Raw genomic sequence first — 25,048 nt, 5'->3', positions numbered from 1 at the left:
TTGGTAGGTTTTTTAGTTGCAGATAAAAATAGGAATAGCAATTTACTTTTTCCGCCTTTGTTTATTTTCTGAAAACATGATATAATAAATAAAAGAAGAGGAGAGAGAATGGTAAAGAGAGATTTAATTAGGAACATTATTATTTTATCCGTCATTGTAATAATTATCGCTTGTTTGCGAATTTTTATTTTTACACCATATGGCATTACCGCAAAAGAAGCGAATCATTTTTTGAAAGACAGAGATATTGTTATTGCCAATAAGAACAAAAAAATCAAAAGAGATGATTTTGTATTGTATGAGGTGGATGGAAAAGAATATGTCGGACGTGTCGTTGGTTTAGGAAATGACTCTGTCGTTTATATGGATGATGTACTGTACTTAAATAATAAAATTAAGTCAGAAGATTATTTAACGAAAGATAAGGAAAAATATTTAGCGAAGGCTACTAATACAGGCTATTTCACTCATGACTTTACTATTCAGACATTAACAAAATCAAATACAAATATAATCCCAGCAAAATCTTATTTGATCTTAAATGATAATCGACAAAATATGGAAGATAGTCGGAAATTTGGTTTGATTGCAGAGAAACAAATTAAGGGAGTTATCTCTTTTAGAGTGCTCCCCTTGGATCAATTTGGTTTTATTAAAATGAAGTAGCATTAAATGTTAAAAAAGCGAAACTGAAAATTTATGTTTCAGTTTCGCTTTTTCGTGTTTCCTGATGAAAAACATTTTGCCATGTTTCGTGACGACGCCAAAGACTGGTATGGATAATTCCATCTTCTTCATAACAAATTAATTTTGTTTTTTGACTGATAGAAGTTAAATGGAAATTTTTAATAGGAGATTGCTTTCCTTTTTCGATTTGAAATTCTTTTTTGTTCATTTGGTAGCCATCTTGGGAAATGTAAACAAATTCAGGAGCTAGTAAGTCCTCTAATTGGCTTCCCTGCTCGACTAATTGTTCTCTCATAAATAATTTTCGATAAACATTGTCCAAAATTTCATCCTCTGGGATAGGTGCGGGCTCAATGTGGATGTCAATATCAAAAACTCCAAATCGATCTTTGAGCATAAATTCAACTTGATCGGCAATTTCATGACTTTCATAGACAGATAAGTCGGGATTCATTTCTAAAATGAGGTCAAGATAGATGTTACTACCATAAGTACGACCTCTTTGAGATTTAACACGGGAAATTTTAGGGATTTCTAAAATGGCTTCTTTGTATTCTTTTAAAAGATTTTCATCAAAACCGTCTGATAAACTAAAAGAGGATTCCATAAAAATTTCGTAAGCCGTTTTAAGAATGAAAAAGGTGATAATGATAGCAATAAGTTTATCCACAATCGGGAAATTTAAGGCACTTGCGATGATTGCAATCGTTGTACCAAGAGAAGTGATAGCATCAGATAAATTATCTTTGGCAGCAGCATCAAGAGCTTTAGAATGTGCTTTTTTTGCTAAGGATTTATTATAAAAGTAAACACCAGTCATAATCAAAGCGGAGACCATTCCAACTAACGCACCCAAAGGATCAATGATTGTTTCTTGGCGAGAGATAATTTTTTGAACGGTATCAATCAGAACATCAAAGCCAACAAAAAACATGATAAGAGAAGTGACAAGACTAGCCAAGTCTTCAATTTTCCAGTGGCCAAATTTATGATCAGTGTCAGCTGGCTTGCGTGCCATACGTAGTCCAATCAAGACGGCAATATTAGCCACAATATCTGAAACATTGTTAAAACCATCGGCTGTCAAACTGGAGGATTGTAAGGTAGAGCCAGCAATAATTTTAGCAATTGATAAGATGATGTAGGTTACAATAGCTAAAATAGCACCGCGCTCTGCGAGTTTAAGATTTTTTGCTGGATTATTCATGAGTTTTCCTTTCAGAAAGTTTATTATAACGCTTTTTACGTGATTTTTCAAACTTTTATAGGACGAAATGGTATGAAGACTTCTCTTTCTAGTTTAGCTTATGAGTTATTTTTGTTATAATAGAACCATTGACTTTGAAAGAGGAAAAAAGATGAATCCCTTATTAACAGGTATGAATAACCGTCAAATGGAGGCAGTTCAAACAACGGAAGGTCCTTTGCTGATTATGGCAGGAGCTGGGTCTGGAAAAACACGTGTTTTAACCCACCGTATTGCCTATTTGATTGATGAAAAGTTAGTCAATCCTTGGAATATCTTGGCAATCACCTTTACCAATAAGGCTGCTCGAGAAATGAAGGAGCGGGCATTTTCCTTAAATCCCGCAACAGAAGATTGTTTAATTGCGACTTTTCACTCGATGTGCGTGCGGATTTTGCGTAGGGAAGCTGACCATATCGGCTATAACCGCAATTTTACGATTGTCGATCCTAGTGAGCAGCGAACACTGATGAAACGGATTCTCAAAAACCTCAATCTAGATCCTAAAAAGTGGAATGAGCGCGCCATTCTGGGCACCATTTCCAATGCGAAAAATGATTTGATTGATGAGATTGCTTATGCAGCTCAAGCTGGTGACATGTATACAGAAATTGTAGCTAAGTGCTATGAGATGTACCAAAAAGAACTCCGTCAGTCAGAAGCGATGGACTTTGACGACCTGATCATGCTGACTCTGCGACTTTTTGACAACAATTCTGATGTTTTAACCTACTACCAGCAGCGCTATCAGTATATCCATGTCGATGAGTATCAGGATACCAACCACGCCCAGTACCAACTGGTAAAATTGTTAGCTTCTCGCTTTAAAAATATCTGTGTAGTTGGGGATGCTGACCAGTCTATCTATGGCTGGCGGGGAGCCGATATGCAGAATATCCTGGATTTTGAGAGGGATTATCCGGAGGCCAAGGTGGTCCTGCTGGAAGAAAATTACCGCTCGACCAAGACCATTCTGCAGGCTGCCAATGATGTTATCAAAAATAATCGTAACCGCCGTCCCAAAAATCTTTGGACTCAGAATGAAGATGGCGAAGAAATTGTCTACTATCGAGCTAATGACGAGCAGGATGAAGCTCTCTTTGTTGCTCGGACCATTGTTCAGCTGACCCGAGAAGGCTACAGTCATAAGGATTTTGCAGTTCTTTACCGTACCAATGCTCAATCACGGACGGTGGAAGAAGCCCTGCTCAAGGCTAATATTCCTTATACTATGGTCGGTGGCACCAAGTTCTATAGCCGCAAGGAAATCCGGGATGTCATTTCCTACCTCAATATTATTGCCAACACCAGTGATAATATCAGCTATGAGCGGGTGGTGAATGAGCCCAAGCGTGGTGTTGGTCCGGGAACAGTAGAGAAGATTCGGAATTTTGCAGCCAGTCAAAATGTGTCTCTTTTAGAAGCCTCCTCACAGATTATGCTTTCACCTGTCAAGGGGAAAGCCGCTCAGGCAGTTTTTGACTTTGCTAATCTCATTTTGAATCTGCGCGAACGATTGGATGAGTTGACGGTGACAGAATTGGTGGAAATAGTTCTTGAAAAGACGGGTTATACTGAGCAATTAGTAGCTCAAGGGACGCTGGAAAGTCAGGCTCGGATCGAAAATATTGAGGAGTTCCTATCTGTAACCAAGAATTTTGACGAGAATCCTGACAATCTTGTTGATGAATCCGGCCTAGACAAGCTTAGCCGCTTCCTCAATGACCTAGCTTTGATTGCAGATACAGATGATAACGCTCAGGAAAACTCAGAAGTGACACTTATGACGCTACATGCTGCCAAGGGGTTAGAATTTCCAGTTGTTTTCATTATTGGTATGGAAGAAAATGTCTTCCCACTTAGTCGTGCGGCAGAAGATGAAGATGAGCTAGAGGAAGAGCGCCGATTAGCCTATGTCGGAATTACTCGTGCTGAAAAAGTCTTGCTCCTAACCAATGCTAGTTCACGGCTACTTTACGGGAAAACTAATTACAATCGGCCAACTCGTTTTCTCAATGAAATTAGCTCAAGCTTGTTGGATTATCAAGGATTAGCTCGACCGGTCAATACGTCTTTTAAAGCCTCCTATGTAAATGGAAAAACTATCCAGTTTGGTCAAGGAATGAGTCTCGCGCAAGCATTACAAGAACGAAAACGACAAGCAGCACCAAGTAGTATTGCCTCAAGTCAGTTGCCGTTCGGTAAGAATGTGGAAGCGACTCAGCCAGATCTTGATTGGGCTATCGGTGACATTGCGCATCATAAAAAATGGGGAGACGGAACTGTATTGGAAGTATCAGGTAGTGGTAGTAGCCAAGAATTGAAAATCAATTTTCCGGAGATTGGATTAAAGAAACTTCTGGCCAGTATTGCCCCTATTGAGAAGAAGTCATGAGTAACATTTTGATTGAACTTAGATAGACAAATTTAGCTTTCATGGGTTTAGGAAAAACCAAAAAAGGCGATAGAACTGGTTCAGAAAGATATATCGTTCTAGTTATTACTACAAGGTAGTTGAACCAGTTTTAGAAACAGATCTAGAGATGAAAGTGAAAAATATTTTTTGGAAAACAAGGCTCGATTTGGAGCTAGAAAAATCAAACAGGTGCTTAAAGCCGAAAGATTTCAGCTATCACGTCGTCGAATCCGCCGAATCATGAGTCGATTAAACCTCGTTTGTGTGTCTCAAAAAATGACCTTTAAGCCTTAAGCCCTATTTAAATATGAGGCTTTTTTTCTGCAATGAAAAAAGCCCTCTAATCTCTACAGTGGATTTACTTACTACAGAAATGATAGAGCCGAAGTTTACTGTTTTTCATTTGTATCTAAGAATGATATAATGAAATGTAGAAATTTCTTGAATGAGGTGTCTTATGAACGAAATCAAATGTCCCAATTGTGGGGAAGTCTTTACAGTCAATGAAAGTCAGTACAGCGAGCTTCTGGCTCAGGTGCGAACGGCGGAGTTTGACAAAGAGATCCATGTTCGAATTGAGCAGGCGTTAGCTCTGGAAAAACAAAAGGCACAGAATGAGCAACAGCAAACATTAAGCCAGAAAGAATTTGAAATCCAAGAACTCAAGGCGACTATTTCCAATTTTGAATCACAAAAAGAACTGATAAAAAAGGATACAGAGCGGGCGCTGTCTGAAAAACTCATTAATAAAGACAAGGAGTTGCTGGACTTGCAGTCGCAACTGGATCGTATGAAGTTGGAACACCAAAATGAATTACAGGCTTCGCTGACAACCATTGAAAAAGAACGTGACCAGATTCAAAACCAGCTTTTATTGCAAGAGAAAGAAAATGAATTATCTCTTGCATCTATTAAACAAAATTACGAAGCTCAGCTAAAGGCAGCCAATGAACAGGTGGAATTTTACAAGAACTTTAAAGCACAACAATCTACTAAAGCCATTGGAGAGAGTTTAGAACACTACGCTGAAAGCGAATTTAACAAAGTTCGCAGCTTTGCTTTTCCTAATGCTTACTTTGAGAAGGATAATAAAATTTCTGAACGAGGATCCAAAGGGGATTTCATTTTCCGTGAGTGTGATGAAAACGGAGTAGAAATCATTTCTATTATGTTTGAAATGAAAAATGAAGCGGACGATACGGAGAAGAAGCATAAAAATGCTGATTTTTACAAAGAATTGGATAAGGACCGCAGGGAAAAGAAATGTGAGTATGCTGTTTTGGTAAGCATGCTAGAATCAGACAACGACTATTTCAATACCGGTATTGTCGATGTTAGCCATGAATATGAGAAGATGTACGTGGTGCGGCCACAATTTTTCATTCAGTTGATTGGACTTTTGCGCAATGCTGCGCTCAATTCTCTCAAATACAAGCAGGAGCTGGCTCTGGTTCGCGAGCAGAATATTGACATTACCCACTTTGAAGACGATTTAGAAACCTTTAAAGTAGCCTTTGCTAAAAATTATAATTCAGCTTCTAAGAATTTTAACAAGGCGATTGAAGAAATCGATAAAGCTATCAAGCGAATGGAAGCAGTCAAACAAGCGCTTCAAACATCAGATAACCAGCTGCGCTTAGCTAACAACAAACTGGACGATGTCTCAGTCAAAAAACTGACCCGCAAAAATCCAACCATGAAAGCCAAGTTTGAAGCCTTGAAGGAAGACTAGAAGGATCCTATGCAGATACGTAAAGCAACCATAAAAGATGCTGAAGCCTTACTGTCTCTATACGAAGACTTGGGCTATCCAACGACCGCATCTAATCTGGCTCGGTGTTTAGAAATAATTCTCTCTCAGCCACATTATAGCTATCTTTTAGCTGAAAGAAACGGAGAAATTTTAGGTTTCTTAGGTTATGCAAACCTCTTCTTTTTTGAAGTAGCTGGCTCTTACTATCGTATTTTGGCTTTGTCTGTTGCAAAAGAGGTAAGGTGATAAGGAATTGCTAATAAGCTCATCAATAAGTTGAAAAAACAAGCGGTAAAAGAAGGAATTAAGGTACTGGCTCTAAACAGTGGATTAACTGCTGAACGAAATGCTGCACATCGGTTTTATCAGGCAGTTGGATTTGAAAAAGTGACTGCCGGTTTTGCTTTGTATTTAAAAAGTCAACACAAATAAATCATGAGAAAAATAGTAGGGGAAACAAGGTAATGTCTACAGCAAAAGGGAGGATCTTATATTTTAACGAAAAAAGTATCGATTATATAACTTTTGGAAAGGGCAAGGAGACTCTCATTATGATACCCGATTTGGGAGATGGACTAAACACAGTCAAGGGAATGGCACAGAGTTTATCTTTTGTTTATAGATATCTAGGGAAAAGTATCAAGTATATGTATTCAGTCGTATCAATGAGTTACCCAAAAAATATTCTACAAAAGATATGGCTGCAGATATAGCGGAAGCTATGAATGCTTTAAGCATTGAATCGGCTTTTGTATTGGGGGGTCACAAGGTGAATGATTGCTCAGCATTTAACCTTAGACTTTCCAGAAAAGGTGAAAAAATTGGTGTTAGCAGTGATGGCAGACCAATCCACTAGTTTACTTGAAAAACGAGTTAAATTGCTTATTGCTAGCGAGAGAAGGAATTATACAGAATCGATGTTGGATATAGCTCGCATTTCTTATACAAGCAAGAGCTATTCCTACCTTCGCTATCTTTATTGGTTTTGAGCCAGCTTGGGAAAATAAAAGATCAACATCGTTTGTCAATACAAGCGCAGTCTTGTTTAGAACATCGCTCGAATTTGTTAGAGAGTACAATATGTCCAACACTTATTATTGATGCAGCTGATGATCAAGTTATCGGACTGGATACCTCGTGTGAGCTGGAGCAAACCATTCCAAAGAGTCGCTTGGAAATTTTAGCAGACTGTGGACATGCTCTTTATGAGAAAAATAAGGAATTTAATCAATTGTTGCTAGGATTTTTAGCAGAATAAAGGAATCAAATGGACGGAATTATCAATTTAAAAAAGGAAGCGGGGATGACCTCGCACGATGCGGTTTTTAAGCTGCGCAAGATTTTACAAACTAAGAAAATCGGTCACGGAGGAACATTGGATCCAGATGTGGTGGGGGTTTTGCCTATTGCAGTCGGGAAAGCCACGCGATTGGTAGAATTTATGCAGGACGAAGGTAAAATCTATGAAGGAGAAGTCACTTTAGGTTTTTCAACAACAACTGAAGATGCGAGCGGTGAGGTGCTTGCAAAGACTCCTGTATTGGCTCCCTTGGATGCAAAATTGGTAGATGAGGCTATAGCTAGTTTGACAGGTCTCATTACTCAGATTCCTCCCATGTACTCGGCTGTCAGGGTGAATGGACGAAAACTCTACGAGTATGCTCGAACTGGAGAAGCAGTAGAGAAACCGAAGCGACAAGTGACAATTTACAGCTTTGAGCGGACTACCCCCATTTCTTATGAAAATCAGACAGCCCGATTTAACTTTCGAGTTAGATGTAGCAAAGGCACTTATATCCGCACGTTGGCAGTTGATTTGGGAGTAAAATTGGGATATGCTTCTCACATGTCTCAATTGACTCGGACTTCTGCAGCTGGTATGCTTTTGGAGGAAGCCTTGACCTTGGATAAAATAGCAGAGCAGGTAACAGTAGGGGATTTCTCCTTTCTCCAACCACTCGAATTGGGCATAGGAGATTTGCTTAAGGTAGAGCTTACTGAAAATCAAGCTGAAAATGTTCGATTTGGTCGATTTATTGATGTAAATTCAAATGAAACTCAAGTAGCTGGATTTTTTCAAGGGAAATTGCTTGCTATTCTAGAAAAGCGTAACAAAGAATATAAACCTAGAAAAGTATTTCTTTAACATTTTGTGATAAAATAGATAAGTGATGAAAACGATTAGAATTAAAAATGAGCAAAACATTCAACAAATTGAACATACAGTATTAGTGCTAGGATATTTTGACGGATTACATAAAGGTCATCAAGCACTGTTTGCTGAGGCGAGAAAAATTGCAGCAGCAAAGGATTTGAAAATTGCAGTGCTGACTTTCCCAGAATCTCCCAAATTAGCCTTTGTACGGTATCAGCCTTCGTTAATGCTTCATTTGACCAGCCCAGAAGAGCGCTTACAACAATTAGAAAATCTTGGTGTAGATTATCTTTATTTGGTTGATTTCACTAGTCAGTTTGCTCGCAATACGGCTGAACAATTTTTTACAAAATACATCTCGCGTTTGAAAGCAAAAACAGTCATTGCAGGTTTTGATTATCATTTTGGTTCTGATCGACGCAGTGCGGAAGATTTGGAGAAACTGTTTGAAGGACAAGTTATCATAGTTCCTTCTGTAAATTTCAATGGAGTAAAAATTAGCTCAACTCGCATTCGAGAGACGGTACTGGCGGGAAATGTCGCAGAGAGCAATCAATTGCTGGGCTATTCGCTATCCACTAGTGGAATTGTTGTTCATGGCAATGCAAGAGGGCGAACGATTGGCTATCCAACAGCAAATCTTGCTCCGCTGGATCGAGTTATTTTACCAGCAGATGGTGTCTATGTGGTCGATGTAGAGCATGACGGACAGATGTATCGCGGAATGGCTAGCGTCGGGAAAAATGTCACTTTTGAAAGTGATGAACTTCGTTTTGAAGCTAATATTTTTGATTTTTCACAAGATATTTATGGTGATACCATTCGCATTTTTTGGTTGGATAAAATTCGAGATATGGTAAAATTCGATAATGTGGACAAACTAGTCAAACAATTGCAAGCCGATAAGGAAATCGCAAGATATTGGACTTCTAAAAATGAAAACCACTAAATCATGTATTAAGCTTCTTATTTTTCCTAAAAAAATAGGAGAAAATTTGTAAAAATGCCTAGTAATCTTACATAAAATTTAGTATAATGATAACAGTTACAAATAATAAGAAGAGAAATGCATGGTTACACTATTTTTATCACCGAGTTGTACAAGTTGTCGCAAGGCGCGTGCATGGCTATCCAATCATGAAGTTCCTTTTGAGGAGCACAATATCATGACGAGTCCTTTATCTGCTCCAGAATTACAACATATCCTTTCTCTGACAGAGAATGGAACAGATGACATCATTTCAACTCGCTCCAAAATATTTCAAAAATTAAATTTAGATGTTGAAAGTTTATCAATTTCTGAATTACTTCGTTTAATCGAAGAAAATCCAAGTCTTTTGCGCCGCCCGATTATTTTAGAAGGTAAACGAATGCAAATTGGATTTAACGAAGATGAAATCCGTGCGTTTTTGCCTCGCGGATATCGAAAACAGGAATTGCGCGATGCAACTCTAAGAGCTGAGATTGAATAATATGAATAAAAACTATCGTTACCCACTAGACATATCGTGGAGCACTGAAGAGCTTGCTTCAGTGCTTTCTTTTTTGAATGATGTTGAGCAGGCTTATGAAGCGAAAATAGCAGCAGAGAAGATATTGGCGTCCTATCAACTCTTCAAAAAAATTGTTCCAAGCAAAGCTGAAGAAAAGCGGATTGGACGTGAATTTGAAATAGCAAGTGGCTATTCCTTATATCGAGCTGTTCAAGCTGCAAAACAAAAGGAGAAAGGAATGTTTTCTCTTGGAAAAGAAATTTAATTTTGCCAAACAAATTGTTCTGAATGTAGCTTCTTACATCAAAGAGCATTTGGATGATCAATTAGAAATCGAAACCAAATCCAGTCCGTCTGATTTGGTAACTCAAATGGACAAGGAAGTTCAGGATAATTTAGTAACCTGGATTTTAGAAGCTTATCCTACGGATCACATTTTAGCTGAGGAAAATGGACTGCGTCATTCTATTTCGGATGGCAATGTTTGGGTCATTGATCCTATTGATGGTACAAATAATTTTGTCGCACAAAAAGCTGATTTTGCTGTTGTATTAGCTTATTTTGAAAATGGGATTGGTCAATTTGGTGTCATTTATGATGTGATAGGAGACAAGTTGTACCATGGTGGTGGTCAATTTGATGTCTATTGCAATGAGCAGAAATTGCCTTCTTACCAAGATCGTCCCTTGAATCAATTTTTAATGGCATCAAACGCTGGTATTTTTGAGCGCAACGATTGGGGAATTGCTGATTTGGCGAAAGAAACCTTAGGAGTTCGAGTGTATGGAAGTGCTGCAATCAGCTTTAGTAAGGTTTTGTCAGGTCAACTTTTGACTTATATTTCCTATATTTGCCCTTGGGATTATGCTGCAGCTTCCATTATGGGAGATAAATTAGGATATACGACAGTGACATTTGATGGTAAGCAGCCTGATTTTGAAAGTCATCAGGGGATTATGATGATTCCAATGATGAAATTGGACGAAATTAAAAAATACATATATCGAAAGCGAGAGGATTAGATGCATTTTCCAAAAGGATTTAAAGAAAAATACTACAATCTTTTGGGAGAGGAGGCTCCCTCTTTTTTTCTAACTTTTGATGAGGAGCCGGTTTCCGCTTTTCGAGTAAATCCACTAAAAGAACATCAAAAACATTTTCTAAATCCTATCTCCAACACGAACTGGGGTTATTATGGCAAGATTTCTGGAAAATCAATAGAGCATGTTACAGGCTTGGTGTATTCTCAAGAACCTGCTGCGCAAATGGTTGCTCAAATTGCAGCACCGCGTCAAGATATGAAAGTGCTTGATTTGGCTGCAGCGCCGGGTGGGAAATCCACTCATTTGTTGTCATACTTGAATAATACAGGTGTGCTTGTTTCCAATGAAATCAATTCAAAGCGTTCGAAGGTTTTAGTAGAAAATATTGAGCGTTTTGGAGCGAGAAATGTAGTGGTGACGAATGAATCTGCTGATAGGTTAAGCCAAGTTTTTCAGGGTTATTTTGATTTGATTGTCTTAGATGCACCTTGCTCTGGTGAAGGAATGTTTAGAAAGCAGCCGGAAGCAATGGAATATTGGAATGAATCTTATCCGACTCAGTGTGCGCAGGTTCAGCGTGAGATATTGGAAAATACGGTAAAAATGTTGGCGACGAATGGCGAACTCATTTATTCCACTTGTACTTGGTCACCAGAGGAAAACGAACAGATAGTGGATTGGTTGTTAGAAAATTATCCACTTGAATTAGTCGAAATTCCTAAAATCAATGGGATGATTGCAGGTATTAACTTTCCAGAAACTGCACGTATGTATCCTCACCATTTCAAAGGTGAAGGTCAATTTGTTGCAAAATTTCGCCTTTGTAGTAAGCAGTCAGCAAAAAAATTAAAAGTAAAAAAGAGCCATCTGACATCTGAGAAGAAGATGTTGTGGCAAAAGTTTCAAAGAGAACATCTAGCTATAGATCTGACTGGAGAATTACAGACTTTCGGTGATCATTTGTATCTGTTACCACTAGGGCTGCCAGATATGTCGAAATTAAAAATTGCTAGAAATGGCTTATATCTGGGAGTCTTTAAGAAAAAACGTTTTGAACCAAGTTTTGCTTTGGGCCTTGCTTTAAAACCAAACGAGGTGAAGCGAGTAATTGAAATTGATGAGGAGCAATTTAAAAAATATGTTGCTGGTGAAATAGTAAATCTCGATCAAAAATATGGAAATGGTTGGTACCAGATAATCGTTCAAGGCAATGGTCTAGGATTTGCAAAAGTAACTGGAAATATTCTGAAAAATTATTTTCCAAAAGGCCTCAGATTTCAATAAAAAATCTTTCCAAAATCATCTATATATGTTATAGTGAGATGAGATGCAAAGAAATTAGAAAAACCATAGATTAGCAAGCGTTTTCATATCTTAAAAGGAGATTATTTTGGTAAAGCATAAAAAAATACTTTTGTTTATTACTCTTATGGTTTGTAGTATCAGTTTGTCAGCTTGTGCCTCCTGGATTAACCGTGGTGAATCAATAACAGCTGTAGGTTCAACTGCTTTGCAGCCTTTGATTGAAGCAGTTGTAGACAAATATACTGAAGAAAACCCGAAAAAAATTGTCAATGTGCAAGGTGGTGGATCAGGTACAGGATTATCACAAGTTCAATCAGGTGCAGTAGATATTGGAAATAGTGATTTGTTTGCAGAAGAAAAAGACGGAATCAAGGCTAAAACTTTGGTGGATCACCAAGTTGCTGTAGCGGGTACTGCGATTATTGCAAATAAAGGAATTAAAGTAAATAATTTATCAACAGATCAACTACGCAAAATTTTTACTGGTGAATATACGAACTGGAAACAAGTTGGCGGGCAGGATTTGGACATTACAATTATCAATCGTGCGGTCGGTTCTGGTAGCCGTGCTGTTTTTGATAGTATTATTATGAAGGGCAAGGAAGCCAAGCAGGCGCAGGAGCAAGATTCTAACGGAATGGTCAAAACGATTGTGTCGCAGACTCCAGGTGCTATTTCTTACTTAGCTTTTTCTTATGTTGATACAAGTGTAAAAAGTTTAAATTTGAATGGCTATAAGCCCACAAAGAAAAATGTAACACTTAATAATTGGCCACTTTGGTCTTACGAACATATGTACACTAAGGGAGAACCCAATAAACTTGCTAAGAAATTTCTGGATTATATAATGACAGCAGAAGTACAAAATAATATTGTGGGAAAAATGGGCTATATTCCTATCAATGATATGAAAGTGACTCGTAGTCTTGATGGAACAATTAGCTCAAAGTAACAGAAAGAGTATAGAATAACATGAACGAAGTAGCAAAAAAGATGCTGACAAAGTCAAAGAATTCTCGTTTGGAATCTTTTGGAAAAACCATTACCTTTCTTTGTATGAGTTTAATTGTCTTTGTCGTTGCAATGATTTTATTGTTTGTAGCAGAGAAAGGTCTTTCGACCTTCTTTGTTAATAAAGTAAATATCTTCAGTTTTTTTTTCGGAGCAACATGGAATCCATCTGGTAAGGAATTTGGCGCTCTACCGATGATTCTTGGCTCTTTCCTCGTAACTCTTCTATCAGCGTTATTGGCGACACCATTTGCAATTGGAGCGGCTGTTTTTATGACGGAGGTTTCTCCTAAAGGTTCAAAAATTCTCCAACCGGCTATTGAACTTTTAGTCGGAATCCCATCGGTTGTATACGGTTTTATTGGCTTACAGGTTGTCGTTCCCTTTGTTCGTAGTATGTTTGGCGGGACAGGGTTTGGAATTTTATCGGGGATTTTTGTTCTCTTTGTCATGATTTTACCGACGGTGACTTTTATGACAACAGATAGTTTACGGGCTGTACCGCGCCATTATCGAGAAGCCAGTATGGCGATGGGAGCTACTCGCTGGCAAACTATTTGGCGCGTGACGTTAAAAGCAGCTCGATCCGGTATTTTTACAGCTATTGTCTTTGGAATGGCTCGTGCTTTTGGTGAGGCGTTGGCGATTCAAATGGTTGTAGGAAATTCAGCCGTTATTCCAACCTCTTTGACGACACCTGCTGCAACTTTGACTTCTATCTTAACAATGGGAATTGGCAATACTGTTATGGGAACCGTTAATAACAATGTCCTTTGGTCACTCGCTCTGGTTTTACTTTTGATGAGCTTAGCTTTCAATACTGTGATTAAGTTGATTACAAAGGAAAGAGGTAAGAAGAACTATGCACGCTAAAAAAATAGATAAATTGGCTACGGGTGTCCTCTATACCATTTCAGGAATCATTGTGAGCATTCTTGCCTCTTTAATTCTTTACATTCTAGTAAGAGGATTACCTCATGTCTCTTGGAAATTCTTGACTGGACAATCGTCTTCCTATCAAGCGGGTGGAGGAATTGGAATTCAGCTTTATAACTCGTTATTTCTGTTAGTTATTACTTTAATTATTTCCATTCCGTTATCAATGGGAGCAGGAATTTACTTATCTGAATATGCTAAGAAAGGGTTGGTAACAGATTTTGTCAGAACTTGTATTGAAATTTTATCATCTTTGCCTTCCGTTGTTGTCGGTCTCTTTGGATATTTGATTTTTGTTATTCAATTCCAATATGGTTTTTCAATCATTTCTGGTGCTCTGGCTTTAACTGTATTTAATTTACCACAAATGACTCGTAGTGTAGAAGATAGCTTACAGCATGTGCATCATACACAGCGTGAAGCGGGACTTGCTCTTGGCATTTCTCGTTGGGAAACAATTATTCATGTTGTAGTTCCAGAAGCATTACCAAGTATTGTGACAGGAGTTGTATTAGCTTCTGGACGAATTTTTGGTGAAGCAGCTGCACTTATCTATACAGCAGGTCAATCCGCCCCAGCCCTTGACTGGTCAAATTGGAACATTTTTAGTGTAACCAGCCCAATCTCTATTTTTCGTCAGGCTGAAACATTGGCTGTTCATATTTGGAAAGTCAATAGTGAAGGAACGATTCCTGATGCTGTGGAAGTGTCAGCTGGATCAGCAGCGGTACTTCTCATCTTTATTTTAATTTTCAATCTCAGTGCTCGTAAACTTGGAAGTTACCTGCATAAAAAATTAACATCTGCCTAAAAGGAGAAGAAATGACAGAGTATAACTGGAATGAAAAACATATTGTTACTTTTCCTGAAGAAGAAGTTGTGTTATCAACAAAAAATTTGCATGTTTACTATGGTAAAAATGAATCCATTAAAGGGATTGATATGCAGTTTCAGAAAAATAAAATTACAGCTCTTATAGGACCTTCGGGTTCTGGGAAATCAACCTATCTTCGTAGCTTGAATCGAATGAATGATACGATTGACATCGCCAAAGTTACTGGTGAAATCTGGTATGAAGGGATTGATATCAATCGCTCAGACATCAATGTTTATGAAATGCGTAAGCATATCGGAATGGTTTTTCAAAGGCCAAATCCATTTGCCAAGTCCATTTATCGTAATATTACTTTTGCGCATGAACGTGCTGGTGTCAAAGATAGGAAGATTTTAGATGAAATTGTTGAAACATCTCTAAAACAGGCAGCTCTTTGGGAACAGGTAAAGGATGATCTTCATAAATCTGCTTTGATGTTATCAGGCGGTCAGCAGCAACGTCTCTGTATTGCTCGCGCTATTTCCGTAAAGCCAGAAATACTTTTAATGGATGAACCTGCTTCTGCGCTCGATCCAATTGCAACAGCGCAGTTAGAAGAAACAATGTTAGAGTTGAAGAAGAACTATACGATTATCATAGTAACTCACAGTATGCAACAGGCGGCACGTGCTAGTGACTATACTGGTTTCTTCTATCTTGGTGATTTAATCGAATATGATGAAACTGCCAAGATTTTCCAAAATGCTAAGTTGCAGTCTACCAATGATTATGTTTCTGGCCATTTTGGATAAGAAACTGTGATTAATTTAGAATTTATTAAAGGATTATCAGAATGACAGAACCTATTTTACAAATTAAGGACTTGTCGGTTTATTATAACAAAAAGAAAGCCCTCAATAGTGTATCATTAGATGTATTGCCTCATGAGATTACAGCTTTGATTGGTCCTTCTGGATCAGGAAAGTCAACCCTTTTAAAAGCAATCAATCGGATGGGAGATTTGAATCCAGAGGTTACAACGACAGGTACTGTAATTTACAATGGACATAATATTTATAGTCCGAGGACAGATACGGTAGAGCTTCGAAAAGAAATTGGAATGGTTTTTCAACAGCCCAATCCATTTCCAATGACGATTTATGAAAATGTTGTCTATGGTCTGCGAATCAATGGTGTTAGAGACAAAGAGGTGTTAGACGAAGTTGTTGAATCTTCACTCAAGAGTGCATCTATTTGGGATGAGGTGAAAGATCGTTTATATGATTCAGCAATTGGCTTGTCAGGGGGTCAGCAGCAACGTGTCTGTGTGGCGCGTGTTTTGGCAACGAGTCCAAAAATTATTCTTTTAGATGAGCCGACATCAGCACTTGATCCCGTTTCTGCCGGAAAAATTGAAGAAACACTTCATGGCTTGAAAGATAAATATACGATGTTACTGGTGACGCGTTCGATGCAGCAGGCTAGCCGTATTTCAGACAAGACAGCGTTCTTCCTGGGTGGAGATTTAATTGAATTTAATACTACAAAAGAAATGTTTCTCAGTCCAATTCATAAAGAAACAGAAGATTACATTACAGGAAAATTTGGCTAGAAAGATGGATGCTACTTTTTGTTAGTTCAGCCAATCACGAGGATTATTGATCCTCTTTATATCTGACGAAAGGAAATTTTATGCTTAGAGTACAATTTGAAGAAGATTTAGCAAAACTTCATAACCAATTTTACGCGATGGGAAATGAAGTGTTATCACAGATTAACCGCACAGTTCGTGCATTTGTGACCCACGATCGTGAATTGGCAAAAGAGGTTATTGAAGAAGACGCAGAGGTCAATGAATATGAAGTAAAGTTGGAGAAAAAGTCTTTAGAAATCATTGCTTTGCAGCAGCCTGTTTCACAAGATTTACGAACCGTTATTACAGTTTTGAAGGCAAGTAGTGATGTGGAAAGAATGGGGGATCATGCCGTTTCCATTGCACAAGCAACGATCCGTATGAAAGGAGAAGTTCGCATCCAATCTGTTGAAGAAGAAATCAGCAAGATGGGGCGTGATGTTAAGAACTTTGTGGAAGCAGCACTTGAACTTTATCTTAATGGTGATGTGGATAAGGCTTATGAAGTTGCAGCTATGGATGAGAAAATTAATCAGTATTTTGATGATATTCGAGATTTGGCAACGCAAGAAATTAAGGCAAATCCAGATTTGATTGTTACAGGCCGTGATTATTTCCAAGTTATTTCATATCTGGAACGTATTGGTGATTATGCTAAAAACATCTGCGAGTGGGTTGTTTACTTTGAAACAGGTAAAATCGTTGAAATGTAAATACTAACTTAAAAAATTTGAGAATAATTTCTCAGATTTTTTATTTTCTTCTTCCTTTTCCGAATAAGGATATGAGGAGGTTTTTTATGTATAGTATTTCATTTCAGGAAGATTCTTTATTGCCAAGAGAACGTTTGGTAGCAGAAGGTGCAGAACAATTGAGCAATCAAGAATTATTATCCATTCTTATCCGAACTGGCAATAAAAAAGAAACTGTTTTTCAGGTTTCCCAACGAATTTTATCAACAATTTCTAGTTTAAATGATTTGCGTAATATGACACTACAAGAATTACAATCAATTTCTGGAATTGGGCGTATCAAAGCTATTGAATTGCAAGCCATGATTGAGTTGGGACAGCGAATTAGTAAAGCAGAATTGATTATGCAAGAGCAAATTTTAAGTAGTCAAAAGTTAGCGAAAAAAATGCAACAGGAATTGGGGCATAAAAAACAGGAACATCTTGTTGCTTTATATCTAGACACTCAAAATAAAATAATTCATCAACAGACTATTTTTATCGGCAGTGTGTCACGTAGCATTGCAGAGCCGCGAGAAATTCTGCATTATGCCGTGAGGCATATGGCGACATCCATTATTTTGGTACACAATCATCCTTCAGGAGCTGTATTACCAAGCAGAAACGACGATGAAGTGACCAAACATGTAAAAGAAGCGTGTGAGCTAATGGGCTTCATCTTACTGGATCATCTCATCGTCGCTGAGAAAGATTATTATAGCTATCGAGAAGAAACGGAATTGATTTAGAGTTTATTGACAACATAGTCAAAGAGTAACCGATCTTTAGGACGTGTTTCAAATAAGAATTCTGGATGCCATTGAACTCCCAGATAAGCGATTTCATCAGTTGTAGTAATGGCTTCAATGGTATTATCTTTTGGATCATGGGCGATGACTTCGACATTTTCTGCTAAATCTTTAATACTTTGATGATGGAAAGAATTTATATGAGATACTTCACCATAAATCTTTTCCAAAACAGAACCAGGTTTGGTGACTAATTTTTGAGTAGTATACTCTGCAGAACTGTCTTGCCAATGATGTTCAATATCTTGATAAAGAGTTCCGCCCATTGCGACATTAAACAATTGTGTACCGCGGCAAACAGTAAAAATTGGTTTTTGCTGTTGGATCGCTTCATGGATTAAGGATAATTCAAACACATCACGCTCCAAATGATAATCATCACTATCAATCATTTTTTCTTCACCATAGAATTGTGGTGATACATTTTGCCCACCTGTTAGGATAAGTTTATCAATTATCTTGATGTAATGCTGAGCCATGTCTGCATCTCCAATTGGCAATATGACAGGAATTCCACCAACTTCTTTTACGCCTTCCACAAATCCTTTAGCAGCATAACTCATGATGGCAAATTCGTCTTCAGGGTTGGGTCTTTCATTTCCAGTAATTCCGATAATGGGTTTCTTCATAAATAAATATCTGCTCTTTCTAATTATTTAATACCCTTTTTTCATAAAGTAGAGGAGTGTTTGCAGCTCACTTGTCAAGTCAACATATTGAACAACAACATCTTTTGGAACGGTTAAGTGAACGGGTGAGAAACTGAGAATACCTTTTACGCCAGCTTCTACAAGGATAGTTGCCACTTCTTGAGCTCTTGTACTTGGAACCGTCAAAATGGCGGTCTTTACATCTACATTTTTTAGTTTATCATTTACTTGTGAAATGCCATAAATAGGAATCCCGTCATTTGTAATCGTTCCAACTTCTGGATGATCATCTGTGTCAAATGCCATAACAATCTTCATTTTATTACGTTCATGGAAGCGGTAGTGGAGTAATGCGTGTCCCATATTACCGATACCGACTAACATCACATTGGTAATAGAATGATCATGAAGTAAATCAGCAAAAAAATTCATGAGTTTTTTTACATCATAACCATACCCACGACGACCTAATTCACCAAAGTAAGAAAAATCACGACGAACAGTTGCAGAATCAATCCCGATAGCATCTGCGATTTGTTTTGAATTGGCTTTTTCAATTTTTTCAGAATTAAATCGTTTAAAAATCCGATAATAAAGAGAGAGCCTTTTAGCAGTTGCGCGTGGAATGGTTGTATTTTTTTCAGATTTCACAAAATCACATCCTTTCAAAGACTATTTTATAGAAAGTTTGTGAAAAAATCAACTTATTTGATGGAAATAAAAAAGGAGTAGGACAAAAACCAAAACTTTCGATTTGTCACCCTACTCTATTTTTTATCTTTTTACAGTTCTAAAATGAACTGTTGAGCTATAGCTATTTACTTAATGTTCTTGTTTGGTGAAAATACCACGTTCAACCAAACTATCCATTAGAAAATAAAATTTTTCTTGAATGATCTGATTGGTTTCTGATTTGAAAATGTTAACCAAGCGAAGACCAGATTTGTCTGTAATATTGATTTTCACACCTGAGAGCTCTTTGTTGATAATGATTTTTAACAAAAAACCATCACCACTATTTGGAACACTTTCTAATAAACGTGTTAATTCATAATTTCCAACTTTTGTTTCAGAAAAAGTGTTATCGCGCAAAGTAAATTTTTTTACGTTTTCTCTAAGAGAGTAGCTGTATGGGCAATCTTTTAAGTGAATAGTGGTCTGAAAAGCCATCTATTTATCCTCCTAAAATTTCTTTTAATATTGTGGTAAATTGGTGAACTTCTTCTGAAGTATTTTGTTCTGAAAAGCTAATGCGGATAGATTCCTTTAATCGCTCTGAATCACTACCATACAAAGCTTCAAGAACGTGACTTGGTTCAACTGTACCTGCTGTACAAGCAGATCCGGTTGAAATAGAAATTCCTGCCAAGTCTAAACGCATTAGTAATAAGTCATTAGCTTGTTTAGGAAAGCCAAGATTTATTACATAGGGAAGTGTATGAGAATCATGATTGACATAGTAGTCTATTCCGTCCAGTTCAGCGAGAAGCTGTTTTTTTAAGCTTTCCACATGACTTATATTTTCTGGATAGCCCTTAAGATTTTCTTTTAAAGCTGCAATCATTCCAGCGATAGCTGCTAAATTTTCAGTACCTGCACGTCTTTTATCTTCTTGATCTCCACCATGTAAAAATTTATCAAATTTCATCTGATTGGCATACAAGAAACCAATGCCTTTAGGACCATGAAATTTATGAGCTGATGCACTCATAAAATCAATTCCTAGTTCTTCAGGATACACAGGTAATTTGCCCATAATTTGTACGGCATCCACATGATAAGCGGTAGGATGATGTTTCAAAACTTCAGCAATTTCTTTGATTGGAAGCAGGTAGCCAGTTTCATTGTTGGCATACATAGTGGAGACAAGTATAGTATCCTCTCTAAGAGCTTCTTTTATCTGCTGAGCTGTGATTTCTCCATTTTGGGGTTGGATATAAGTCGCTTCAAAGCCAAACTTATCTACCAGATATTCAATAGTTGCAAGCACAGAATGATGTTCGATAGCGGTGGTGATAATGTGCTTTCCTTGGTCTTGATGGGTTAAGGCATACCCTTTTATGGCTGTATTGTTACTTTCTGTCCCACCTGATGTAAAGATGATATGTTGACTTTTAGTATGAAGTAGGTCAGCAAGTTCTTGTCGGGCTTTGCGAAGAATTTTACTAGCAGCTCTGCCGTGGCTATGAATGCTAGATGGATTGCCAAAGGTATTTTCCATAACCTGTGTCATAGCAGTCATAGCAGTCTTTGACATAGGAGTTGTTGCTGCATTATCGAAATAAATCAAGATTTCTCCTTATTTCTTTTTATTGTAAGCAAACAGTGGACTGACTGGTTTTCTTTTATGGATACGAACGATTGCGTCTCCAATTAGCTCGCTTGCAGTAATGTATTGAACATTTTTCGGAGTTTTTTCTTTCGTTGCAACTGAGTCAGTAACCAGGATTTCTTTGATGGGAGAGTTGTCTAACTTTTCAGCGGCTCCCTCAACAAATAAACCATGACTAGAAACTGCATAAATCTCTGTTGCACCTTCGCGTTCAACAATTTTGGAAGCTTCAGCAAATGTACGACCAGTATTTAAAATATCATCAATAAGGATAGCTTTTTTTCCAGCTACATCTCCGATAATATAGCCTTCGTTACGATGGGCATCGTCTTGAGCGTAGTCGATAATCGCAATCGGAGCATCTAAATGCTCTGCTAAACTTCTAGCGCGTTTAACACCAGAATTTTTTGGACTAACCACAACAACATCTTCACCAGATAAGCCCTTTTCACAGTAATGTTTGGCAAAGAGAGGGACAGTGTAAAGGTTATCAACAGGGATATCAAAGAAACCTTGAACTTGAACGGCATGCAAATCAAGGGTCAGAACACGATCAACTCCTGCCTTTACCAACATATTTGCTACCAGTTTTGCCGTAATTGGTTCACGAGGAGCAGCAGTGCGATCCTGGCGCGCATAGCCAAAATATGGCATCACGACATTGACAGAGTTAGCGCTAGCGCGATTGCAGGCATCCACCATGATGAGAAGTTCCATCAAATGATTATTGACAGGGAAACTCGTTGACTGAATGATAAATACATCAAAACCACGTACACTTTCTTCGATGTTAACTTGAATTTCACCATCTGAGAATTGACGTGAGGATAATTTTCCAAGGGGAACACCAGCAGCTTTAGCAATTTTTTCGGCTATATCGTGATTGGAATTTAGTGCAAATAACTTCATCTGTGTTTTATCCGTCAGTATATCCATCATAACTTATTAAGTCTCCTTTTGATTTCTACACTCCATTTTATCAAAAAATAAGCAAAATTTCAGCTTTTTATTCATAAGTTTTGAGCAAATCTTGCAACTTTAGGTTTTGCATATTTATAGTGGATATGATGAGCTTGTAAAAAGTGATTGAATTGTTCTTTTCCAATTTCAGCATCTGTCACTTCCAGCTCTAATTCGTAGTCTGTTTTGTCAAAATAATGATTTTCATCAAGTGCCATCAAGCCAATAGTAGTTTCTTTTTCATAGCGAATAGTTGTCAAGCTCCCTAGGACCTTTAATTTCTCGAGGTTGATAGCAGCTTGAGTCAGCAGGGTGCGTATTTTTCCTTCAGGTAGCACACATGTATTGATGAAAGTGTGAGACTCTTCTAAAGTGAGAAATTGATTGTATTCCATATTACCGACCTGCTGCGGAATTTTCAAAGTTAATTCGGCACGAGTTTCAAAAGTACGAATCCGAAGTGCCATTTTTGCATCTCGAATTGAAAAGTCGGCTGTGTCAATATAGTAGTTTATCTGCTTGGTAGCTTTTATCTTTGAAAACAGTGGTAACAGCTGTTGGTACTCATTTTTTGTCAGAAGCGTTTTGTATTCAATTTCCAAATGATTCATTTTCCAATCCTTTTCTTTTGTTTGAAAGCGATTTATGTTATAATAAGTATTGTGTTTATTTTATAAAAAATTAAGTAAAATGACAAGGTGAGTGTATGCAATTAGAGTGGGAAGAGTTTCTGGATCCTTATATTCAAGCGGTTGGTGAATTAAAGATCAAACTGCGTGGGATTCGTAAACAGTATCGAAAACAAAAAAAGCATTCTCCGATTGAGTTTGTGACAGGTCGTGTAAAACCGATAGAAAGCATCAAAGAAAAAATGGCTTTGCGCGGGATTAAAGAGGAAAATCTAGCGCAAGATATGCAAGATATAGCAGGTTTGCGGGTCATGGTCCAATTTGTGGATGATGTGGAAGAAGTTTTGGATGTTTTGCGAAAGCGGCATGATATGCGGATTGTTCAAGAGCGAGACTATATTAAAAACCGTAAGGCTAGTGGATATCGAAGTTATCATGTCATTGTTGAATACCCAGTTGATACCATTGATGGCAACAAAACAGTTTTGGCAGAGATTCAAATCCGCACTTTGTCCATGAACTTTTGGGCAACAATTGAACATTCGCTGAATTATAAATATAAGGGTGAATTTCCAGATGAAATTAAGAAACGTCTGGAGATTACCGCAAAAATCGCCTATCAATTGGACGAAGAAATGGGGAAAATTCGTGATGATATTCAAGAAGCGCAAGCTTTATTTGACCCAATCAGTCGCAAATTGAATGACGGCGTAGGAAATAGTGACGATACAGATGAAGAATACAGGTAAAAGAATAGGAATTATCAGTAATCGCAGACGGCAAAGCCAAGAAATTTGTCGCCAATTAAAACAAAAATTAAAGCAAAATCATTTTATTTTGAATGATAATAATCCTGACATTGTCATTTCAATCGGTGGCGACGGGATGCTTTTATCAGCTTTTCATAAGTATGAAGAGCAGTTGGATAAAGTTCGTTTTGTCGGTGTCCATACGGGACACTTGGGCTTTTATACGGATTATCGAGATTTTGAATTGGACAAATTAATTAATAACTTAAAATTAGATACTGGTGCGAAAGTGTCCTATCCGATTTTAAATGTTAAAATTTTCCATGGAAATAATGAAATTTGTATAAAGCGTGCATTAAACGAAGCGACAATCAAGCGTTCTGGACGAACAATGGTCGCCGATGTTATTATTAATCAAGTACATTTTGAGCGCTTTCGTGGTGATGGCATTTCAGTATCAACTCCGACAGGAAGTACAGCTTACAATAAATCGTTAGGCGGAGCTGTTCTGCATCCAACGATTGAAGCTCTTCAGATTGCAGAAGTTGCAAGCTTAAATAATCGTGTGTTTCGAACCCTAGGCTCCTCAATTATCGTTCCTAAGAAAGATAAAATTGAAATCGTGCCGACTTGGAATGACCGACATGCGATTTCGATTGACAATCAGAATTTTATGATAAACAATATTTCTAAAATTGAATTTCAAATTGATCAACATAAGATTAACTTTCTTGCTACACCGAGTCATACGAGTTTCTGGAATCGTGTAAAAGATGCTTTTATTGGCGAGGTGGAGGAATGAGGTTTGAATTTACTGCAGATGAACATGTTAAAGTTAAGACCTTTTTAAAAAAGCACGAAATTTCCAAAAGTTTGCTCGCAAAAATTAAGTTTTCTGGTGGAGATATTCACGTAAATGGTAAGAAGCAAAATGCCATTTATTTGTTAGATATTGGCGACAAAGTTGCCATCGATATTCCAGCTGAAGAAAGTTTTAGCAGTCTACGAGCAGTAGAAAGAGAATTAGAAATTGTCTATGAAGATGAACATTTTCTAATTTTGAATAAGCCCGCCGGTGTGGCTAGCATTCCTAGTGTGAATCATTCTAATACAATGGCTAATTTCGTGAAAGCTTATTACATTTCTAAGCATTATGAAAATCAGCAAATTCATATTGTGACACGTTTGGATAAAGATACAAGTGGTCTGATGCTGTTTGCAAAACATGGTTATGCTCATGCAAGACTGGACAAGCAGTTGCAAAAGAAAATCATTGAGAAACATTATTATGCTTTGGTCAAGGGTTCTGAACCGTTAAAGCCAGAAGGAGACATTGTTGCTCCCATCGCGCGAGAAGATAACAGTATTATTACACGCTGTGTAGCGAAAAATGGGAAATATGCTCATACGAGCTATAAGGTTCTAGCGCAATATGGTGATGTTTATCTTGTCGATATTCATCTTCACACAGGACGGACACACCAGATTAGGGTACATTTTTCTTATATTGGCTTTCCGTTATTAGGAGATGATTTGTATGGTGGCAGCTTGACAGATGGCATGACACGACAAGCTCTTCATTGCCATTCATTGCGTTTTTACAATCCATTTCATGAGGAAGTTGTGAATAAATCGAGTCCTCTTCCGGAAGATTTCCAAGCAGTGATTCAAAAATTAAGCAATAAAAAGGAGTAAA

Annotated in this window: 26 protein-coding genes and 3 pseudogenes; 22 read left to right on the top strand and 7 right to left on the bottom strand. The window is 37.6% G+C overall.

Going from position 1 to position 25,048, the window contains the following annotated elements; all coding sequences use genetic code 11:
• Positions 1–108 precede the first annotated feature (108 nt).
• Positions 109–666: a signal peptidase I gene (gene lepB / locus HMPREF2542_RS07380; protein WP_058670353.1), complete on the top strand. Its 558-nt coding sequence runs from the start codon at positions 109–111 to the stop codon at positions 664–666.
• A 31-nt stretch (positions 667–697) separates the two neighbouring features.
• Here lepB and HMPREF2542_RS07375 read toward each other — a convergent pair whose 3' ends face one another.
• On the bottom strand, positions 698–1,894 hold the full coding sequence (locus HMPREF2542_RS07375; RefSeq protein WP_058670354.1) for a cation diffusion facilitator family transporter: 1,197 nt from the start codon (positions 1,892–1,894) through the stop codon (positions 698–700).
• Positions 1,895–2,045: 151 nt separating this feature from the next.
• Between HMPREF2542_RS07375 and pcrA the strand changes: the two genes are divergently transcribed.
• The 18 genes and pseudogenes from pcrA to radC all read left to right on the top strand — a co-directional run bounded on the left by pcrA (position 2,046) and on the right by radC (position 17,972).
• Positions 2,046–4,328 (top strand): DNA helicase PcrA, encoded by a 2,283-nt coding sequence (pcrA, locus tag HMPREF2542_RS07370; RefSeq protein ID WP_058670355.1) that lies wholly within the window; start codon positions 2,046–2,048, stop codon positions 4,326–4,328.
• Positions 4,329–4,416: 88 nt separating this feature from the next.
• A pseudogene (locus HMPREF2542_RS10185) lies at positions 4,417–4,640 on the top strand (IS3 family transposase); the annotation flags it as partial.
• Between the two features lie 166 nt (positions 4,641–4,806).
• Positions 4,807–6,081 (top strand): DUF2130 domain-containing protein, encoded by a 1,275-nt coding sequence (locus tag HMPREF2542_RS07365; RefSeq protein ID WP_070484669.1) that lies wholly within the window; start codon positions 4,807–4,809, stop codon positions 6,079–6,081.
• A gap of 9 nt (positions 6,082–6,090) precedes the next feature.
• Positions 6,091–6,534, top strand: a pseudogene (locus HMPREF2542_RS07360) (GNAT family N-acetyltransferase).
• Between the two features lie 32 nt (positions 6,535–6,566).
• A pseudogene (locus HMPREF2542_RS07355) lies at positions 6,567–7,360 on the top strand (alpha/beta fold hydrolase).
• Positions 7,361–7,369: 9 nt separating this feature from the next.
• Complete coding sequence (truB, locus tag HMPREF2542_RS07350; RefSeq protein ID WP_070484667.1) at positions 7,370–8,248, top strand: tRNA pseudouridine(55) synthase TruB; 879 nt, start codon at positions 7,370–7,372, stop codon at positions 8,246–8,248.
• Positions 8,249–8,273: 25 nt separating this feature from the next.
• Positions 8,274–9,206, top strand: a complete 933-nt coding sequence (locus HMPREF2542_RS07345; protein ID WP_058670358.1) for a bifunctional riboflavin kinase/FAD synthetase — start codon at positions 8,274–8,276, stop codon at positions 9,204–9,206.
• Positions 9,207–9,327: 121 nt separating this feature from the next.
• Positions 9,328–9,729: a Spx/MgsR family RNA polymerase-binding regulatory protein gene (locus tag HMPREF2542_RS07340; protein WP_003024146.1), complete on the top strand. Its 402-nt coding sequence runs from the start codon at positions 9,328–9,330 to the stop codon at positions 9,727–9,729.
• A 1-nt stretch (position 9,730) separates the two neighbouring features.
• Positions 9,731–10,015 (top strand): UPF0223 family protein, encoded by a 285-nt coding sequence (locus tag HMPREF2542_RS07335; RefSeq protein ID WP_039677385.1) that lies wholly within the window; start codon positions 9,731–9,733, stop codon positions 10,013–10,015.
• Positions 9,999–10,772 carry an inositol monophosphatase family protein gene (locus tag HMPREF2542_RS07330; RefSeq protein WP_039676971.1) on the top strand — a complete coding sequence of 258 codons (774 nt, stop codon included), beginning with the start codon at positions 9,999–10,001 and terminating at the stop codon, positions 10,770–10,772. Before HMPREF2542_RS07335 ends, HMPREF2542_RS07330 begins: the two co-directional genes overlap by 17 nt.
• On the top strand, positions 10,773–12,077 hold the full coding sequence (locus HMPREF2542_RS07325; protein WP_058670359.1) for an RsmF rRNA methyltransferase first C-terminal domain-containing protein: 1,305 nt from the start codon (positions 10,773–10,775) through the stop codon (positions 12,075–12,077). It begins immediately after the preceding gene.
• Positions 12,078–12,183: 106 nt separating this feature from the next.
• Complete coding sequence (locus HMPREF2542_RS07320; protein WP_058670360.1) at positions 12,184–13,050, top strand: phosphate ABC transporter substrate-binding protein PstS family protein; 867 nt, start codon at positions 12,184–12,186, stop codon at positions 13,048–13,050.
• A gap of 20 nt (positions 13,051–13,070) precedes the next feature.
• A complete protein-coding gene (pstC, locus tag HMPREF2542_RS07315; RefSeq protein ID WP_058670361.1) occupies positions 13,071–13,982 on the top strand; it encodes a phosphate ABC transporter permease subunit PstC in 912 nt (303 codons plus the stop codon).
• Positions 13,972–14,856, top strand: coding sequence for a phosphate ABC transporter permease PstA (gene pstA, locus HMPREF2542_RS07310; RefSeq protein ID WP_058670362.1), 885 nt, complete (start codon positions 13,972–13,974; stop codon positions 14,854–14,856). Before pstC ends, pstA begins: the two co-directional genes overlap by 11 nt.
• An 11-nt stretch (positions 14,857–14,867) precedes the next feature.
• On the top strand, positions 14,868–15,671 hold the full coding sequence (gene pstB, locus HMPREF2542_RS07305) for a phosphate ABC transporter ATP-binding protein PstB (RefSeq protein ID WP_058670363.1): 804 nt from the start codon (positions 14,868–14,870) through the stop codon (positions 15,669–15,671).
• Between the two features lie 41 nt (positions 15,672–15,712).
• Positions 15,713–16,471, top strand: coding sequence for a phosphate ABC transporter ATP-binding protein PstB (gene pstB, locus HMPREF2542_RS07300; RefSeq protein WP_006267322.1), 759 nt, complete (start codon positions 15,713–15,715; stop codon positions 16,469–16,471).
• Between the two features lie 80 nt (positions 16,472–16,551).
• Positions 16,552–17,205, top strand: coding sequence for a phosphate signaling complex protein PhoU (phoU, locus tag HMPREF2542_RS07295; RefSeq protein ID WP_003069505.1), 654 nt, complete (start codon positions 16,552–16,554; stop codon positions 17,203–17,205).
• Between the two features lie 86 nt (positions 17,206–17,291).
• Positions 17,292–17,972 (top strand): RadC family protein, encoded by a 681-nt coding sequence (gene radC / locus HMPREF2542_RS07290; RefSeq protein ID WP_048800804.1) that lies wholly within the window; start codon positions 17,292–17,294, stop codon positions 17,970–17,972.
• On the opposite strand, the gene HMPREF2542_RS07285 is transcribed toward radC, so the two are convergent.
• The 6 genes from HMPREF2542_RS07285 to HMPREF2542_RS07260 form a co-directional block, all read right to left on the bottom strand.
• Positions 17,969–18,661: a gamma-glutamyl-gamma-aminobutyrate hydrolase family protein gene (locus HMPREF2542_RS07285; protein ID WP_058670364.1), complete on the bottom strand. Its 693-nt coding sequence runs from the start codon at positions 18,659–18,661 to the stop codon at positions 17,969–17,971. The genes radC and HMPREF2542_RS07285 overlap by 4 nt on opposite strands.
• A 27-nt stretch (positions 18,662–18,688) precedes the next feature.
• Complete coding sequence (locus HMPREF2542_RS07280; protein ID WP_037597194.1) at positions 18,689–19,333, bottom strand: redox-sensing transcriptional repressor Rex; 645 nt, start codon at positions 19,331–19,333, stop codon at positions 18,689–18,691.
• A 171-nt stretch (positions 19,334–19,504) separates the two neighbouring features.
• Complete coding sequence (locus tag HMPREF2542_RS07275; protein WP_058670365.1) at positions 19,505–19,852, bottom strand: DUF1831 domain-containing protein; 348 nt, start codon at positions 19,850–19,852, stop codon at positions 19,505–19,507.
• Positions 19,853–19,856: 4 nt separating this feature from the next.
• Positions 19,857–20,972: a cysteine desulfurase family protein gene (locus tag HMPREF2542_RS07270; RefSeq protein WP_058670366.1), complete on the bottom strand. Its 1,116-nt coding sequence runs from the start codon at positions 20,970–20,972 to the stop codon at positions 19,857–19,859.
• Between the two features lie 9 nt (positions 20,973–20,981).
• The gene (locus tag HMPREF2542_RS07265) at positions 20,982–21,941 is read right to left on the bottom strand and encodes a ribose-phosphate diphosphokinase (RefSeq protein ID WP_102989302.1); all 960 of its coding nucleotides are present in this window, start codon (positions 21,939–21,941) and stop codon (positions 20,982–20,984) included.
• Positions 21,942–22,024: 83 nt separating this feature from the next.
• Positions 22,025–22,585: a CYTH domain-containing protein gene (locus tag HMPREF2542_RS07260; protein ID WP_058670367.1), complete on the bottom strand. Its 561-nt coding sequence runs from the start codon at positions 22,583–22,585 to the stop codon at positions 22,025–22,027.
• Positions 22,586–22,680: 95 nt separating this feature from the next.
• Between HMPREF2542_RS07260 and HMPREF2542_RS07255 the strand changes: the two genes are divergently transcribed.
• The 3 genes from HMPREF2542_RS07255 to HMPREF2542_RS07245 are packed head-to-tail and all read left to right on the top strand — an operon-like array spanning position 22,681 to position 25,047.
• A complete protein-coding gene (locus HMPREF2542_RS07255; protein ID WP_039676990.1) occupies positions 22,681–23,352 on the top strand; it encodes a GTP diphosphokinase in 672 nt (223 codons plus the stop codon).
• Positions 23,336–24,154, top strand: a complete 819-nt coding sequence (locus HMPREF2542_RS07250) for an NAD kinase (RefSeq protein ID WP_006270539.1) — start codon at positions 23,336–23,338, stop codon at positions 24,152–24,154. The genes HMPREF2542_RS07255 and HMPREF2542_RS07250 overlap by 17 nt, the downstream gene beginning before the upstream one ends.
• The gene (locus HMPREF2542_RS07245; RefSeq protein WP_058670368.1) at positions 24,151–25,047 is read left to right on the top strand and encodes an RluA family pseudouridine synthase; all 897 of its coding nucleotides are present in this window, start codon (positions 24,151–24,153) and stop codon (positions 25,045–25,047) included. Before HMPREF2542_RS07250 ends, HMPREF2542_RS07245 begins: the two co-directional genes overlap by 4 nt.
• The last annotated feature ends 1 nt before the right edge of the window (position 25,048 follow it).

Source organism: Streptococcus sp. HMSC034B05 (assembly GCF_001809055.1).
In the GTDB taxonomy this organism is placed as follows: Bacteria; Bacillota; Bacilli; order Lactobacillales; family Streptococcaceae; genus Streptococcus; species Streptococcus constellatus.
The sequence above is the reverse complement of the archived record's forward strand: the minus strand, read 5'-3'. Positions and strand labels throughout refer to the sequence as shown.